13 protein-coding genes are annotated in these 17,293 nt (G+C 41.0%); 8 read left to right on the top strand and 5 right to left on the bottom strand.

Annotation, left to right across the window (positions count from 1 at the left end):
• Positions 1-47 precede the first annotated feature (47 nt).
• Positions 48-1,343, bottom strand: coding sequence for an isocitrate lyase (gene aceA, locus JMN32_RS26095; RefSeq protein ID WP_202859355.1), 1,296 nt, complete (start codon positions 1,341-1,343; stop codon positions 48-50).
• Positions 1,344-1,362: 19 nt separating this feature from the next.
• On the bottom strand, positions 1,363-2,979 hold the full coding sequence (gene aceB / locus JMN32_RS26090) for a malate synthase A (RefSeq protein WP_202859354.1): 1,617 nt from the start codon (positions 2,977-2,979) through the stop codon (positions 1,363-1,365).
• A gap of 108 nt (positions 2,980-3,087) precedes the next feature.
• Here aceB and JMN32_RS26085 point away from each other — a divergent pair, with 108 nt between their 5' ends.
• From JMN32_RS26085 to JMN32_RS26070, 4 genes are all read left to right on the top strand, one after another.
• Positions 3,088-4,575 carry a helix-turn-helix domain-containing protein gene (locus JMN32_RS26085; protein WP_202859353.1) on the top strand — a complete coding sequence of 496 codons (1,488 nt, stop codon included), beginning with the start codon at positions 3,088-3,090 and terminating at the stop codon, positions 4,573-4,575.
• Between the two features lie 165 nt (positions 4,576-4,740).
• Positions 4,741-6,624 (top strand): DUF4139 domain-containing protein, encoded by a 1,884-nt coding sequence (locus JMN32_RS26080; protein WP_202859352.1) that lies wholly within the window; start codon positions 4,741-4,743, stop codon positions 6,622-6,624.
• A 116-nt stretch (positions 6,625-6,740) separates the two neighbouring features.
• Positions 6,741-7,205 carry a nuclear transport factor 2 family protein gene (locus JMN32_RS26075; RefSeq protein ID WP_202859351.1) on the top strand — a complete coding sequence of 155 codons (465 nt, stop codon included), beginning with the start codon at positions 6,741-6,743 and terminating at the stop codon, positions 7,203-7,205.
• A 137-nt stretch (positions 7,206-7,342) separates the two neighbouring features.
• Positions 7,343-7,774 (top strand): hypothetical protein, encoded by a 432-nt coding sequence (locus JMN32_RS26070; protein WP_202859350.1) that lies wholly within the window; start codon positions 7,343-7,345, stop codon positions 7,772-7,774.
• A gap of 35 nt (positions 7,775-7,809) precedes the next feature.
• Here JMN32_RS26070 and thrC read toward each other — a convergent pair whose 3' ends face one another.
• The 3 genes from thrC to thrA all read right to left on the bottom strand — a co-directional run bounded on the left by thrC (position 7,810) and on the right by thrA (position 12,586).
• Positions 7,810-9,102: a threonine synthase gene (gene thrC, locus JMN32_RS26065; protein ID WP_202859349.1), complete on the bottom strand. Its 1,293-nt coding sequence runs from the start codon at positions 9,100-9,102 to the stop codon at positions 7,810-7,812.
• Between the two features lie 78 nt (positions 9,103-9,180).
• A complete protein-coding gene (locus tag JMN32_RS26060) occupies positions 9,181-10,128 on the bottom strand; it encodes a homoserine kinase (RefSeq protein WP_202859348.1) in 948 nt (315 codons plus the stop codon).
• Between the two features lie 4 nt (positions 10,129-10,132).
• Positions 10,133-12,586, bottom strand: a complete 2,454-nt coding sequence (gene thrA / locus JMN32_RS26055) for a bifunctional aspartate kinase/homoserine dehydrogenase I (RefSeq protein WP_202859347.1) — start codon at positions 12,584-12,586, stop codon at positions 10,133-10,135.
• A gap of 399 nt (positions 12,587-12,985) precedes the next feature.
• Here thrA and JMN32_RS26050 point away from each other — a divergent pair, with 399 nt between their 5' ends.
• Genes JMN32_RS26050 through JMN32_RS26035 form a run of 4 tightly spaced genes read left to right on the top strand, consistent with a single transcriptional unit; the run spans position 12,986 to position 17,293 of the window.
• On the top strand, positions 12,986-14,005 hold the full coding sequence (locus JMN32_RS26050; protein ID WP_202859346.1) for a glycosyltransferase family 9 protein: 1,020 nt from the start codon (positions 12,986-12,988) through the stop codon (positions 14,003-14,005).
• 1 nt (position 14,006) lies between these two features.
• A complete protein-coding gene (locus JMN32_RS26045) occupies positions 14,007-15,122 on the top strand; it encodes a glycosyltransferase family 4 protein (RefSeq protein WP_202859345.1) in 1,116 nt (371 codons plus the stop codon).
• Positions 15,123-16,265: an amidohydrolase family protein gene (locus tag JMN32_RS26040; protein ID WP_202859344.1), complete on the top strand. Its 1,143-nt coding sequence runs from the start codon at positions 15,123-15,125 to the stop codon at positions 16,263-16,265. It begins immediately after the preceding gene.
• On the top strand, positions 16,262-17,293 hold the full coding sequence (locus tag JMN32_RS26035) for a glycosyltransferase family 2 protein (protein ID WP_202859343.1): 1,032 nt from the start codon (positions 16,262-16,264) through the stop codon (positions 17,291-17,293). The genes JMN32_RS26040 and JMN32_RS26035 overlap by 4 nt, the downstream gene beginning before the upstream one ends.

Raw genomic sequence — 17,293 nt, 5'->3', positions numbered from 1 at the left:
ATTAAAGTCAGGCGATTTTTGGGTTTAGGTCGAGGTCATTTGGGATATTAACTTGCTTTTTTTGTAGTTTCAAACTGATCTTCTTCAGTACTACCTTTCATGGCAGTGGTAGAGGAGTTGCCTTGCTGAACAATATTCTGAACGGTATCGAAATATTGTGTGCCAACAAATGCCTGGTGTTTTACAGCGTTAAACCCATGTTGTTGAAGCGCAAACTCTCTTTCCTGTAACTCAGAGTAACCAGCCATGCCTCTTTCTTTGTAGGCTTTTGACAGTTCAAACATTGCAGTGTTCAGCGCATGGAATCCAGCCAGTGTGATAAACTGGAACTTGTATCCCATTTCTGCAAGGTTTTCTCTGAATGACTCCATCTCCTTCACGCTGAGCTTGGCTGCCCAGTTAAATGATGGCGAACAGTTGTATGCCAACATTTGGTCAGGGTATTTCTCTTTAACTCCTTGAGCAAATTCCCTTGCCAAACCCAAGTCTGGATTAGAGGTTTCCATCCAAAGTAGATCCGCATAAGGTGCGTAGCTCAATGCTCTGTCGATCCCTTGTTCCAATCCGTTTTTAACATGGAAGAATCCTTCAGAGGTTTTGTTTCCGGTAAGGAATTTATGATCTCTGGTGTCAACGTCGGAAGTGATCAGGTTAGCCGCCTCAGCATCAGTACGGGCAACCAATACAGTGGGCGTACCCATTACGTCAGCAGCCAAACGTGCTGCAATAAGTTTATTTATCGCTTCTTGGGTCGGAACTAATACTTTGCCACCTAAGTGTCCACACTTCTTGGCTGATGAAAGCTGGTCTTCGAAGTGAACACCTGCAGCACCTGCTTCAATCATGGCCTTCATTAATTCAAAAGCATTGAGGTTTCCTCCAAAACCAGCTTCCGCGTCAGCAACTATAGGTACCATCCAGTCGATGTCAGACTCACCTGTTACACTTTGAATCTGATCCCTTCGCATGAGTGCGTTGTTGATCCTCTTTACCACGCTGGGTACAGAGTCTGCAGGATAAAGGGATTGATCAGGGTACATCTGGCCTGCAAGGTTTGCGTCAGCTGCAACCTGCCAGCCACTTAGGTAGATCGCCTCAAGGCCAGCGGCAACTTCCTGTACGGCCTGGTTGCCTGTTAAGGCTCCCAGTCCAGCTGTGAAAGGCTGGGTGGTGAGTCTCTTCCAGAGCTTCTCAGCCCCAAGCCTTGCCAACGTATATTCTATATTTACCGAACCTCTAAGTTTTAGTACATCTTCAGGAATGTAAGGCCTTGTTATGCCTTTCCATCTGGGGTTCGACATCCAATCGCTATATAGTTTTTCTATTTGATCTGCATTGTTCATAATGGTAAAAATTTAGGGGTTAGTCGATTAATTGATAGGCAGGTATTGTTAAAAACTCCTTAAAATCATCGGATTTTACTAGTTTGTCAAAGGTTGAAATCGCCTGTTCAAACCTTCCTTTTTTGTAATTTTCTTCTCCAACGTAAGCTTTGATCTTCTCAAGTTCCTCAACTTTTAGCTGCTCATACAAGCTTTCAGTAATTACTCTACCATCGTCCAGCGTGGCGCCGTTTTTAAGCCATTGCCATACCTGAGTTCGTGAGATTTCCGCAGTTGCGGCATCTTCCATCAAGTGATATAATGCTGCTGCACCATTTCCTCTCAGCCAGCTTTCTATATAGAGGATACCCACGTTGATATTAGTTCTCAACCCATTTTCTGTAATGGTTCCTTGAGGTACCTCCAGTAATTGTTCGGCAGAGATCATCACATCGTTACGCTTAACATGTATCTGGTTGAGCGTAGGCATATATTCATTAAAGGCATTTTCTGCAACTTTAACTAACCCAGGGTGTGCTACCCACGTACCATCATGGCCATTTCTGACTTCGTTAACCTTGTCGGTTCGTACTTTTTTCAAAGCAGCTTCATTGGCCTCAGGATCTTCTTTAATAGGTACTTGTGCAGCCATGCCACCCATAGCATGAACGCATCGTTTGTGACAGGCCTTGATAACGGCAAGTGTATAAGCCTTCATAAAAGGTACACCCATGGTGATCTGAGAGCGGTCAGGCATTACATAGCCTGCCTTATTGCGGAATTTTTTGATAAACGAGAAAATATAATCCCACCTTCCGCAATTCAGTCCGGCGGAGTGATCTCTTAATTCAAAAAGAATCTCATGTAATTCGAAGCTTGCCAGTATGGTTTCTATCAATACGGTGGCCTTAATCGTTTTTTGAGGAATACCTACATAATCCTGAGCGTAAACGAAAACATCATTCCAAAGTCGAGCTTCCAAATGGCTTTCCATTTTTGGCAAATAGAAGTATGGTCCAGTACCATTTTTTATCAGGTTTTTGGCATTGTGAAAAAAGTACAGACCAAAATCCATAAGGCTTCCGCTTATAGACTCACCTTTGATAGTGATGTGTTTGTCTTCCAGATGCCATCCCCTGGGTCTTACAAACAGTGTAGCTACTTCGTCATTCAACGAATAGGTTTTGCCTGTTGTAGGGTGTTTATATTCTATGTTGCGATTGACTGCATCTCGTAAGTTGATTTGCCCTTCTATATTGTTTTTCCATGAAGGTGTGTTGCTGTCCTCAAAGTCGGCCATAAAAACTTTGGCGCCTGAGTTTAGAGCATTAATAATCATCTTTCTCTCCACCGGTCCGGTGATTTCCACACGGCGGTCCAGGAGGTCTTTGGGTAGGCTGGCAACTTGCCAGTCGCCTTCACGGATGGTTTTGGTTGATTCAAGAAAATCGGGCATAACACCGTTGTCGATTTCTTTCTGGCGCTCGACTCTTTTCTGTAAGAGCAACTTTCTGCGTCCATTAAACTTCTCGTGCAGAGTAAACAGAAACTTTAGTGCTTCTGGGGTGAGAATCTCTGCATACGCCTCTTCAAAGCCAGCATTGAGATGCATGGTTTCAGGTGGGCTGTAGGCTTTAGTAGTTAATTCTTCAATCATAGTTCCAGGGGTTAAAATAATTTGTGTCATACGAATATCAGTAAAATTTCATTAATAGCGAAATTTCGCTAAAAGAAATTTTACACAAATTTTAATTATCTTTGATCCATGGCCAATGAAAACTTTTCGCTCAAACATATTTTTGGGCTTAAAATCCGCGATTTACGTGTTGAGAAGGGACTTTCGTTTCAGGAACTTGCGCAGAAGACAGGACTTTCAATTTCCTATTTAAGTGAGATAGAAAAAGGGAAAAAATACCCAAAGGGGGATAAGATCATGCAATTAGCTGAGGCCTTGGATGAGTCTTACGACAATTTGGTCTCTCTAAAAGTGTCGAAAAGATTGCAGCCTGTTATCAATTTGTTGCAATCAGATTTTTTTAAAGAGTTCCCTCTTCACCTTTTTGGACTTGATGCGCAGAAAATCATTGAACTTATCTCAGTGTCACCAGAAAAGATCAATGCATTTATCAGTTCTATCTCTTTGATCTCTCGTAATTATGAAATGAATCAGGAGTACTTTTATTATGCTGCACTTCGCTCCTATCAGGAGATGCATGATAATTACTTTCCGGATATCGAAAAAGCAGTGAAAGATTTTAGGGGTGCCAACAAGTCGATTAATACTATACCTGTTAAAAAAATGCAACTGGAACAGGTGCTTTTGGGTAGCTATGGCATTACCACCGACCGTGATGAGCTGTCGGAATTTAGAGCTTTAAAGCATTTACGTTCTTACTATAAGAGTAAGAGGAAAAAACTGCTACTCAATAATGAATTGACAGATGCACAGGAATGTTTCCTGTTAGGACGTGAAATAGGCTTTCAATATTTAAAACTGAAAGAGCGCCCCATGGAAACACCACCACAAAGGAGTTATAACTTTGAGGAGCTACTTAACAATTATAAAGCTTCGTATTTCTCCGCTGCCTTACTTATGGATGAAGATGCTGTAGTGGCAGATGTGAGGGAATTTGCGCAAAACAAAAAGTGGGATGGTAATCAGCTGTTGTCTTTTATTACTAAGTACAATGCAACACCGGAAATGTTGATGCAGCGGCTTACCAATATTTTGCCTAAATATTTTGGTATTAAAAACCTGTTTTTTCTGCGGTTTTTGGGAACAGATGACTTTTCATCCTATGAGCTTACCAAGGAGCTTCACCTTTCAAGGGCACATAACCCACATGCCAACAGTCTTAATGAGCATTATTGCAGAAGATGGATTTCTATAGGTCTTATTAAGGAGCTTCGGAGTATGCACCGCCTGAAAAAACAAATTCCTGTATTGGCCGGAGCGCAGATTTCCAGGTATCATGAAACGCCTAATGAATACTTTTGTCTGACCATTGCTTTTCCCAATGTTTCTAACCCCAATGAGAGTATGAGTGTTACCATTGGTGTATATATTGATAACAACCTGAGGAAAAGGATCAAGTTTATTGATGATCCGGATATTGTTACTAAAGTGGTTAATACAACTTGTGAGCGCTGTTCCCTTATGGATTGCGGAGATCGAATAGCACCACCTTACCATATAGGCAACCAGGAGAATCAAAACGACATTATCGATGCATTGGACGCCTTGGAAAAATAGAAGGCAGAGTACACATACCTTATTGCGGTTGTTTGTGTTGCTACAGAAAATCCCGCAATGGGGTGTAGGGACTGTATTTATTAGAAAAAATACAGTGCCCTTTATGGATTCTGTAATGTAGCAGCATCATAATACTAAACATGTTTCACATTGACCTTTAGTATTATGAAATTGATATCTACGTTAGTCCTTTTATTTTCTTCTTTATGGGTATTTAGCCAGGGTGAAGAGCAATTAGTGTCGTCTAAAATATCTGAGGTTACGGTCTACTTACAAGGTGCACAGGTGACTCGAACATTTGATGCTTCTACACCATCGGGAAATACTACATTAGTGATCGGTAACCTGCCTGTCAATATCCGGGAAAGAAGTATTCAGATTAAGGCGCTCAATGAGGGAGTGAAAGTACTTGCGGTATCCGGTCGACTCAATTATCTGGATGAAAAGAAAAAATCTGAACAGATTGTATCTCTGGAGGCCGAGAGAGATAAGCTGAACGATCAGATTGCCGATCAGGAAGTATGGCAGGAAGTATACAAGGAGGAGGAATCGTTGCTGATCGGTAATAAGGCTATCGGAGGTACGGATAATGGGGTAAGCATAGAGGAGTTGAAACAAGCCGCAGAATATTATAGAGCACGTCTGGCCGAGATAAAGGGAAAGGAGCTGGAATTAGCCAGAAAAATAAAAACGCTGCGGGAAGAGCAGAGCAAAGTGAACGCTCAATTGAATGAATTGAGTAATAAAAGACCTGAGCCTGTTCGGGAAGTTTTGGTGAAGGTGTCAGCCAAAACTACTTTGAGGTCCAAATTTATTCTGACTTACTTGGTACAGGAAGCCGGCTGGGGACCATCTTATGACATCAGGGCGGAAAATGTGCTTAAGCCTGTGGAGGTAACCTATAAGGCAAATGTACATCAGAATACAGGAGAAGACTGGGATAGAGTAAAGCTTACCTTCAGTAACGCAGACCCAAGTCAAAGTAGTGTGGCTCCTAACCTTACCACCTGGTATCTGGGTTTTAACAACCGTGTCGCATATAATAATTATGGAAGACAAATGCAGGTTGGAGCATACTCCATTGCTGGCAATGAGGTTTCAGGAAGGGTGATTGGTGAAGATGGCATGCCGCTTCCCGGGGTGAACGTACTTATTAAAGGAACGACAGTGGGGACGATAACAGATATTGACGGTAATTACAGACTGCCATTAACGCAGGATGCTCAGACCATTGTTTATTCCTTTGTGGGGATGGTAAGCCAGGAGCAAAGTATAGGCCATCGTTCAGTAATGGATGTAGTTTTGTATGATGATACACAGCAGCTATCTGAAGTAGTGGTCACTGCATTAAAGGGGCGAGCCTCTGGTGTTAATGCATCCTCATCTTATGAGTACAAGCCTAAAGTTAAAAAAGAGATCGCTGCGACTGCAGTTGTAAAACAAACTACTCTGGAGTTTACGGTTGATGAGCCTTACTCCATAAAGTCGGATGGGAGAAACCAGATCGTGGATATGGTTGCTTATGATTTGCCTGCAACTTACCGTTATTATGCCGTACCCAAGCTTGACACTGACGCATTCCTTAAGGCTCAGGTTACTGATTGGGAAGGTTATAACTTTCTGGCAGGAGAAGCTAATCTCTTCTTTGAAGGTAAGTTTATAGGAAAGACGGTATTGGATACCCGTAATGTGAAGGATACTTTGAATATTTCGTTGGGCAGGGATAAGAATATTGTGATTACCCGTGAAAAGGTAAATGAATTTAGTTCAGCTCAGTTTATTGGCAGTAATCGCAAAGAGCTTGTGGGGTTTGAAATTAAGATCCGCAATAAGAAGCAGCAACCTATAAACATTACCATTGAAGATCAGGTACCAGTGCCTACTAATAAAGATATAGAAGTGGATATGTTAGAGTCTTCTAAGGCTGAGTATAATAAACATACAGGTATTCTTCGCTGGAAGCTCAAGCTTGAGCCTGGGGATAGTAGACAAATGGATTTAAAATATGAAGTGAAATACCCTAAAGATCAGAGCTTGGTCATGGAGTAATGTAAAGCACTCACAAAAAGGTACTTATATTATGTGGGTACCTTTTTGTGATTTTATGGTTTTTGAGGAAGTAAAATATTTTGGAGCTTGTATGGTACACTAAAACCTGGAATATTATGAAAACTTTAGCTTACACCTTTCTTGTTTTCCTGTTCAGTAATATTTTTTACGCCTGCGATGATGATCATCCACTTCCTCCGGATGGTGAACCTCCCTGCGGTCCATTGATAGACTCAGAAATAACAGCAGCGGTTCTTGAAAGTCATTTAACCGGATTTGGCTTAAGGGATGTTGGTCGTATAATGGATGATTATACGGAATCATCAACCCTTACCACACCTGAAGGGGTTTTTAAAGGTTTAAATGAAATCCAGGCTTATTATGAAAACCTCCTTCCGGCTTTCCCTGCAGATGGTACTATTTTCGAAATCGACATACAGTATGTGAAAGAAGATATTGCCTATATTGTATGGCACGCAGATACCCCGGCATTGAATGTACCCCTAGGCTCCGACACTTTTGTAGTTCAGAATGGTAAAATAATGAGGCAGACTTTTGTGGCGCAGCTCCAGCCGAAGTGATTATTGATTACTCAGCTTTACTGAGCCTGACTGGATTAGTAAAGCTTTTTGTATGAATATTTCATTCATTGATTTTAACCATTTTTACTTCTTTTGCTAAAGACATTATTCTTACTTTGCTGACTAAACTATTTAACATGAAGTATATAGGGTTAGCATTTTGTTTCTTGATTGTCTTTCTGGGTTGTTCTGAAAAATATGATCATGTCTCGGAGGATCAGTTTGTCGGTATTTGGGAGCTTGAAGGACGAAAAGTGTTTGATGGGATTCAGGTGGAGATCACTAAAGAAAATAACAAGTTCAAAGGGAAGATAACTAAGTTAAATAACAATAAGTATGTAAATCTTTTTGCAGAGGTGAGTGATGTTTGGGTTTCTGAAATAGATAGGAGTTCAAGATATCAGTTCCGTTTGACAGAAAAGAAAATTGGTCGTGAACTGTTTTCCTTATATGGTTTAAGCTCTTCGACTGAGTTTAGTGTAGAGTTCATTGATAAAAATACCATTGGCCTTTCAGGTGGAGGTGCCGACCCGACGGAATCAACAGTGGTGTATAAGAGAATTAAATAGTTATCGAATGACAGGTTGTCATCCGATAACTATTTTTAGCTTTTACCTTTTATCAAAAATTTCTTTAGTTCCTCAAATTCACTTTCCATCTCAATACTCTTTTTCTCTTTATCCATGTATTGAGCCAGTCTTTCTGGTACGTCAACATTTCCAATTACTTCATCCACCACATCTTTGAACTTAGCGGGGTGAGCAGTTTCAAGGAAAATACCAGTTGCCTGATGATCCTTTAAGTAATTTTTAAGTCCGAGGTAGCCCACTGCACCATGAGGGTCAAGCGTATATCCTGTAAGACCATAAACAGCTTTCATGGCTTCACGTGTTTCGTCGTCATTGAAGCTGTAGCCCTTAATTTCTTCTGTAATTTTATCCCAATCATTCTCGTATAGGTCAAGCATACGGTAAAAATTGCTAGGGTTGCCTACATCCATAGCATTAGAAATTGTTTGCTTAGATGCAGTTGGGCTGAATTTACCCGATGCCAGATAATTAGGTACTACATCATTGATGTTCGAAGAGGCTATAAAGCCTTTGATGTCCAGCCCCATTTTTTTAGCTAAAAGCCCTGCTGTTAGATTGCCATAGTTGCCACTAGGTACAGAAAATACGAGATCATGATCAGGTAGTTGAGCTTTAGCCCAGAAGTAATAGAAAGACTGTGGAATTAACCTAGCCATATTGATAGAGTTTGCAGAGGTAAGCTGCATTCTATTATTCAGTTCCTTATCTAAAAAGGCACTTTTTACCATGCGTTGGCAATCGTCAAATGTGCCGTCAATTTCAAGTGCTGTAATATTTTGGCCCAAAGTAGTAAGTTGCTGCTCTTGTAGCTTGCTAACCTTCCCTTTAGGGTATAGTATAACTACATCTACATTTTCAACGCCTAAAAAACCATGAGCAACAGCACTGCCGGTGTCTCCGGAAGTGGCAACAAGAACGGTCACTTTTTTAGCTTCACCACCCGAGAAGTGGCTTAGGCAACGGGCTAGGAATCTTGCCCCCACATCTTTAAAGGCAAGAGTAGGTCCATGAAATAATTCTAGTGCATAGGTATCCTTTTCAACTTCTTGTACGGGGATATCAAAATTCATGGTATCCTCTATAAGCTTATATAATGCAGAGCCGGGAATGTCCTCATCCACAAAAGACTCGGCAACGTTGTAGCCAATCTCTGCTAAACTTAGTTTGTGCAGACTGCTAAAAAATGATTTGGGAAGCTCAGGAATCCGCTCTGGCATAAACAGGCCATTATCATCAGGCAGACCTTTGATTACAGCTTCTTTAAAGCTTACGGGACTTGTTTTATGATTAGTGCTGTAGTATTGCATGTTTGTGTATTTTGAATTGAGCATCTTAGGGAGATACTAATAGCCCATAACTTCTTTTAAAATGGTGGTTCACAATTTTTAAACCTTTTCTGTCAGTTTGTTAATGGTTTTGGCTCCCTCGGCATTGATACCTGATATATAAACCTTATGTTCTATACCCAGGTCGGTATAATATTTATCAAAAGCCTGAGCTACTTTTTCAGCCATAGCTTTCCCCTCAGTGAGGGCAAAAATGGATGGCCCTGAACCTGAAATACTGCAACCCAAAGCTCCTGAAGCAAGGGCATGTTGCTTGGCATCTTCATAGCCAGGGATCAATACAGAGCGGATTGGCTCTACGATGCGATCCTCTAACGATCTTCCGATCAGGTCAAAATCACCACAAGCCAGACCTGTTACCAGTCCGGCGACATTACCCCACTGGCTGATGGCCATGTCGAGCGCTACTTCTCTTTTCAGGATGCGCTTGGAATCTGACGTTTTTACCTCTATTTGTGGGTGGACTACAGCTACATAAAGCTCTGCAGGGAACGGAATACTTACCACATCCAGAGGAGTGTAACTGCGGACCAGTGTAAAACCCCCAAGTAATGAGGGGGTAACATTGTCTGCATGGGCTTTGCCGGAAGTTGCTTTTTCTCCTTCCATGGCAAAAGGTACCAACTCCTTTTTGCTGAATGGACGACCCAATAACTCATTAGCAGCATAAACAGCAGCAGCAGAACTGGATGCACTGGAACCTAGCCCACTGCCTGGCATAACCCGTTTTTTGATCACTATTTCAAATCCCTGCTGAGAATCCAATTCATCAAGCATTGATTGAATAGCGACTCCGGCCACATTTAGGCTCGGATCTGTAGGCAGATCTTCATATCCTTCTATCGGAAGAATTTTGATCTGACTGTCATCTCGTAAACTTACCTCCAGCTCGTCACCAATGCCTTCCAGGGCCAGACCGAAAATATCGAAACCCGGACCTACGTTGGCAACAGTTGCAGGAGCAAATACTTTGATTTTCTTTTCCATGGTATTAATTGGCGTTAGCGATTCTCATGATATCAGCAAATATTCCTGAAGCAGTTACTTCGGCACCTGCACCTGCACCTTTAATTACTAAAGGCTGTTCAGGGTACCTTTTAGTTGTGAAAAGAACAATGTTATCTTTTCCTTCGAGGTTATAAAAGGGGTGTGATTCCTCTACGAACCTGAGGCCAGTTTCGGCTTTTCCTTTGCCAAAGGATGCTACATACTTTATCTTCTTTCCTTCTTTTTCTGCCTTTTTTACCAGCTGTTGAAATACTTCTTCGTGCTCCCCAAGCTTGTCAAAAAACTGGTCTATTGATGGAGCATTCATACAGTCTTCAGGGATAAATGCCTGGGCAGTAATGTTATCTGTCTCCATATCCAGGCCACTTTCACGGATCAGGATCAGTATCTTTCGTTTTACATCCACACCGCTCAGGTCTATACGAGGGTCAGGTTCTGTATATCCCTCAACCTGTGCCTGGCGCACTATATCCACGAACTTTACATCAGGTCCGAAATTGTTAAATATGAAATTCAGACTGCCTGATAAAACAGCTTCGATTTTTAATACTTCATCACCACTTTTGATCAGGTCATTCAATGTATTGATTACGGGCAATCCGGCACCAACATTAGTTTCAAAAAGGAATTTGGCCTTATACTGTAATGCCGTCCTCTTTAAGTCCAGGTATTCCTGATAAGAGTTAGTGCAGGCAATTTTGTTAGGAGTAACCACTGAAATACTCTTTTGTAGTACCTTTTTATATAAACTGGCAATATCTGCGTTAGCCGTATTATCAATGAAAATACTATTGCGCAGGTTTAATGTTTCCATTTGCTGAAGAAAGTCTTCGACATTCATGGCCTCTCCATTTTCTGTAAGATTTTCTTTCCAGTTTTTCAGGTTAATGCCTCCTTCCTGAAACAGCATTTTTTTGCTGTTGGCCATAGCCACCACTCTTAGGTCAATGTGATGCTGCTGGCTCAGGTATTGCTTTTGCTTTTTTAGTTGCTCGATTAGGGCTGCGCCAACATTTCCAACGCCTATCATGAAAAGGTTGATACGCCTTTTTTCAGATAAAAAGAAGCTTTCATGCAGACTGTTCAGTGCCTTCTTTACCTCACGCTCATAGATAACCACAGAGATGTTTTTTTCCGAAGAACCTTGTGCAATAGCTTTAATATTAATACCATTTTGTCCCAGCACACTAAACATAGTACCACTTACACCAACTTTTTCTTTCATATTGGATCCTACCAGTGCTATGATGGCCAGGTCTTTTTCTATCTGTATGGGGTCTATTTTATGCATTGCCAGCTCATATGTAAATTCATTTTCAATGGCTAATTGCGATTTCTTCACATCTCCGGCATCAATACCTACGCATATGGTATGCTCAGAAGAGGCCTGAGTGATCATGACCACATTTACCTTGGCCGCAGACAATGCCCTGAACAAACGGTGAGAAAAATTGGGTATACCAACCATGCCACTTCCTGACAAATTAAAAAGAGCGATATTTTGTATGGAGGATAATCCTTTGATCAGGCTTCCGTTGGTAGCAGACGCTTGTTTGATTACTGTTCCAGCTTCATCCTTTTTAAAAGTATTTTTTATATGGATCGGGATATTCTTTTTCAATACAGGTTGTATGGTAGGGGGGTAGATCACTTTTGCCCCAAAGTGTGATAGCTCCATAGCTTCTTCATAGGAAATTTCCCTAATTGCATAGGCTGATGAAACGAGTCTTGGGTCAGCAGTCATCATACCGCTGACGTCAGTCCAGATTTCCAGTTCAGGAGAGTTTAAGGCTGCGGCAAGTATAGATGCAGTATAGTCAGAGCCTCCGCGTCCTAGTGTTGTAATCTCTCCTTCTACCGAAGCCGCAATAAAGCCCGGGCATACAATTAACTTTTCTTTTACATCTTTAAAGTAAGATACTATGCGAGGATTAGTTTTTTCAAAATCTACTTCAGCGTGGCTATAGTTGCTATCCGTAACCATGAAATCTCTCGGATCAGCTAAAAAAGTGCTGTGGTCCATGTCATTGAAGAAATCAGCTATAATGGTTGAAGACAACCTTTCTCCGAAACTGAGTATCTTATCGCTGGTCTTAGTGGTAAGCTCATGGATTAGGTAAACTCCTCTACAGATATCCTCTAATTCATTGAGGAGCACTTTTACCTTGCCCATTGTTTTACTTTGCTTTTTCAATGGAATTAGCTCCTGCACGGTTTTGATGTGCTTTTGCTCTACTTGGGCGAGTTCTTTCAGATATTCTGCATTACCCGCGGCGGCCATTGCACTACAGTTGACCAATTGCGTTGTAATACCTCCTAAAGCAGATACTACAGCAATGATCTGGTCAGAAGAAGATTTCTCGAAGATTACACTTTTTACTAGTGTGATGTTTTTAGCGGAAGCTACAGAAGTACCCCCAAATTTTAAGACTTGCATAAATAACTAATTTATGGCGTTGAAATTAGATGATTAACTGTTTATGAAAAATCGGAGCCCAGCCCCTAGACGGTGGTATGTAAATATTAACCCCCTACGGGGTTGTGGTAATGGTAATAAAAGTAGTGCCGGTCAATCCTGGGGAGGGATTGGTCGAAGCCAAATCGAATATGTTATTTGTCCTTTGCACTACAATTAAATTCGTGTTATTGAGGTAAAAGTAGAATGAAATATTTATTAGTCAAATAAATAAATAAGAAAATTTCTCCGCACTCGATTGCGGTCAAGGCAAACCCTTAACGTTTTTTTCGCGTACAGGCGTTGCCGTTCCAAAATTTTGTCTGATTGGGGAGAGGCGCTTTCATGGGTTGATTCTCCTAATCTTTTATTTAATTTTAGATGATGAATAGCAAGGAAAAATATCGTCCATGGACTGAAAGGGAAGCCCCGAAAAAGGTGCTTTTTATTCGGCTACAGGCCATGGGAGATATGGTCATTACCCTTCCCTATATCCAGGGGTTTAAAAAGAACCTCCCTGAAGCTCAGATAGATTTTCTAACCAGGGAAGAGTTTGATACTGTTCCGAATTCTGTATCGTTATTTTCCAATGTTTATACTTTAAGGGGCGGAAGAAGCACTCGAAAACAAGCTTTTTGCGCTCTAATGCTGGCATTGAAGTTAAAGCAGGTGAATTATGATGCCGTTGTAGATTTGCAAAACAATAGGGTTAGTAAGATCATAAGAAGACTGCTGGCACCAAAGGCCTGGAGTGTGTTTGACAGGTGGTCCCCTATTCCGGCTGGTGCCAGAACAGAAAATACAATTAGAAATATCGGGCTTGGAGCAGCGCCTCCTGATTTTAAATTTCAAATTAAGCCACCGGAAAGCGTATCCCTTTTAACGGGTTCAGGTTGGCAAGAAGGGAATATGCTAATAGTTCTGAACCCCGCCGGATTTTTAGTTTCAAGGAATTGGCCTTTGCATAATTACGTTGAGTTTGGCAGATTGATTTTGGAAAAATATCCCAACGCGAAATTTCTGGTTTTGGGTATAGAAAGAATTAATGAAAAAGCGATTTATCTGCATGAGCAGTTGGGAGAAAGCCTGATCAATCTGGTGGGCAAGACCTCTCCCGCAACCGCTTTTGCGATAATGCAACATGCGTCGTTGGTTTTGACAGAAGATTCGGGGCTTATGCACATGGCCTGGGTCTCAGGGAAGGCAACCGTAGCATTGTTTGGCTCGTCACGTAGTGACTGGTCCAGACCTTTGGGTTCACATTCAATCTGTTTAAATTCAGCAGATATGGAATGTGGAGAATGTATGTTGTCGGAGTGTAAATTTGGTGATGTAAGGTGCCTTACCCGTTTTACTCCGAAATTTGTTTTTAATAAGGCTCAAGAATTATTAGAGAAATAGAATGCCTAGAAAAAGGATAGCCATAGTTGTACCAGGAGGTGTAGGAAATGGTTTTTACAGCCAGGGTGTACCTGCTTTGGTTAATTTGATCAATGGTTTATCAGAGCAGTTTGAGGTTACGGTTTATTCTCTGATAGAGGTAAGCGATACATTTAGGCCCGAAAATTTTAAAATCAAGTCGGTCAAGACTTCTCGTGATCAGCCGGTTCTCTGGAGAATGCTAAGTTTATGCTTTATAATCTGGAAAGATCATAAAAAGCAAAGTTATGACCTTTTTCATGGTATATGGGCTGGGCCATCCGGAATGCTGGCTGTGTTCTTGGGAAAATTGTTGATTCGACCATCAGTGGTTAGTCTTCAGGGAGGGGAGACCGCCGCAGTAGAAGCCATACCATATGGGCACATGTTAAAACCTGGAAAAAAGAGATGGCTATTTAGAACATTGAGAGCAGCCAGTCAGGTTACTACTCTTACTGAATTTCAATCCGAAATATTGAGAAAGTATGGATTTACCAAAAACATAAAAGTGACCCCAATAGGTGTAGATACGCAAATATTTGTTCCTGTAGAGAAGGAATTTGGTCCATCATTTAACTTTTTACATGTAGCTAACCTCACAGAGGTTAAAGATCAGGAAACTTTGCTTAGAGCTTTTAGACGGATTAAAGATAGTCTTGATTGCCATCTGAGAATTGCAGGTGCCGATTATATGGAGGGGAGGATACAAAAGTTGTGTAAGGAATTGAACCTTGAAGATTATGTAACTTTCCTTGGTCCAGTTAAGAATACCGACCTGCCTCAACATTTTGGATGGGCGCATGCATTAATACATACCTCATTGTATGAGGCACAGGGTGTGGTAATCGTGGAGGCTGCCGCATGTAAGGTGCTGATTGCTGGTACCAGGACAGGTATAATTTCGGACTTGCAGAATGAAACGGTTTCGGTGGCTCCAGGAGACCATCAAGGTCTTGCTGAAAAAGTGTTGAATATTGCCTCTCATCAAGAACAGTGGGAAGTAGTTGTTCAAAAAGCTTATCAGTGGGCAACCGAAAACGATATTCGTTTTACAGTAAATAGCTTTGCCGATATTTATAATCACCATATCAATTCCTGAATGTTACTACGCAACCTTGATATTATAGGAGAAGACAGTTTGTCAACAGCTATTCACCTTAAGGTTGATGATAACACTAACGGTGTCCAACGAATGGCAATTAAGGAAAGCATTGATCTAAGCGGTTATATCGCCTTTCCGGGTTTGATCAATTCACATGACCATCTGGATTTTAACTTATTTCCTCAGCTAGGGAATAGCTACAATGATTACACAGAATGGGGGCCGGATATTCACAATTTGCATAGAAAAGTGATTGAAGAGATACTCAATATACCCAAGGATTTACGTATTCAGTGGGGTTTAATTAAAAATATACTCAATGGAGTGACAACAGTAATTGATCATAGTGCAAATCATAGTTACAAGAGGAGTGCTCATATTGATGTGTTTGATGAATTTACTTATATGCATTCAGTGGCCCTGGAGAAATATTGGAAGGTTAAACTCAACATACCTTTTGCAGGAAAACCTGTAATGATTCACATAGGGGAAGGAACAAGCGATAGAGCTAAGTATGAAATTGATAACTTCATACGCTGGAACTTATTGAAGAGGGATGCAATAGCGGTACATGGCATAGTCATGACAAAAGAGCAGGCAAACTTTTTTAAGGCCTTGGTCTGGTGCCCTGTTTCTAACTTTTTCTTGTATAACCATACAGCTCCCATACAGAATTTAAAGAGTCATACCGAGATTTTATTTGGAACGGACTCTTGTGTAAGTGCATCAGCCAACCTTTGGGAACATTTGAGAGTTGCACGTAAACTAGACATGCTGAGCGATCAGGAGCTTTTTAATTCACTAACTTCTACACCAGCCCGTATATTCAACGTGAATAAACTCAGCGTGCAGTCAAAGGGTCAAATGGTTGATATGGTTATTGCGAAAAAGAAATATGCAGACAGCTGGGAGTCTTTTTACAGTCTGGACCCGGAGGATATTATGTTGATCGTAAAAAATGGTAATATTATTTATTTTGATAGCACGTTACAACATAAGCTTCCTATATCTGAAAATAAATTTGCCCCTATTTCTCTTGGGAAGAGTACTAAATATCTATTGAATGAAATGGTTGAACCTATCAAAGAGCTTGAAGCTCTCAATGTCCAATTCCCTTTACCTGTAAGCTCTATCGTATGATGCCGGATGAAGTTAGTGTTATAATTCCTACCAGAAACAGACGAAAGAGCCTGATGCAGTTACTTGAAGATCTGTCGAAGCAAACATATGCTTTGAAAGAGGTCATTATAGTAGATTCCAGTGATGAAAGGATGAATGCTGATTTATTCGATGAGGAGTTTCCAAGTTTAAATGTCAAATATCTGGCTTCAGAGGCTTCGGTTTGTATTCAACGCAACCTCGGTATTAAGGAGGCTCAGGGGTCTCATATTTTTCTTTGCGATGATGACATTAACCTTCCGGAAGATTATGTTGCCGTACTGATGGAGCATTCTAAAACTCACCAATCAGGAGCGACGTCGGGACTTGTAATGCAAAAAGAGAGTGGGGATTGGGAATACAGCTATCCACCTGCTTCTTTTGGGAAACTGTTGTTTGCTTTTATTTTTCAACAATCTGTTTGGGGAGATATCAGCAACATGCAAGTTAAGGTGTGGCAGAGACCATTTTATCGGATCATCAAACAGTATTATAGATATAAAGGGAATTCATTGTCTTTGGCAGGCTGGCCTGTAATTACCGAGTTTAAATCGCCTGCCTTTCATGTGGCAGTATATGGTCTTGGTGCTAGTATTATAAAAAGGGAGTGGCTTATCAATTCTCTTTATGATGAAGTGCTCGATCCCCATGGAATAGGAGATAATTATGGTGTGGCTATAGGTTTTCCTGCCGAAAAGGCGGTAGAAGTAGTATGTGCGGCTAAGGCGTATCATCATCAAAGTAAGGAAAATCGGCTTGAGAGTGCTACTACATACTATAGGAGGTTAGTGGCGTTGGATTATTTTTTAAAGAAGTTCTCCAGGTTTAATTGGTGGCACAAGCTATGGTTTGCATGGTCTCTTTTAGGTAATTTGTTATTGTTTAGGAATAAGGAAGAGTATAGAGATGCAACAAAAAGAGTCTTGAAACTGGCTCTTTGGGATAGAAACCCTTATCAAAAGGCTTCACGGCAAGGTGAGAAGGTACTCGAGTTAAAATTAGACCATTAA

This window comes from Fulvivirga marina, assembly GCF_016775155.1.
GTDB lineage: Bacteria > Bacteroidota > Bacteroidia > Cytophagales > Cyclobacteriaceae > Fulvivirga > Fulvivirga marina.
The sequence above is the reverse complement of the archived record's forward strand: the minus strand, read 5'-3'. Positions and strand labels throughout refer to the sequence as shown.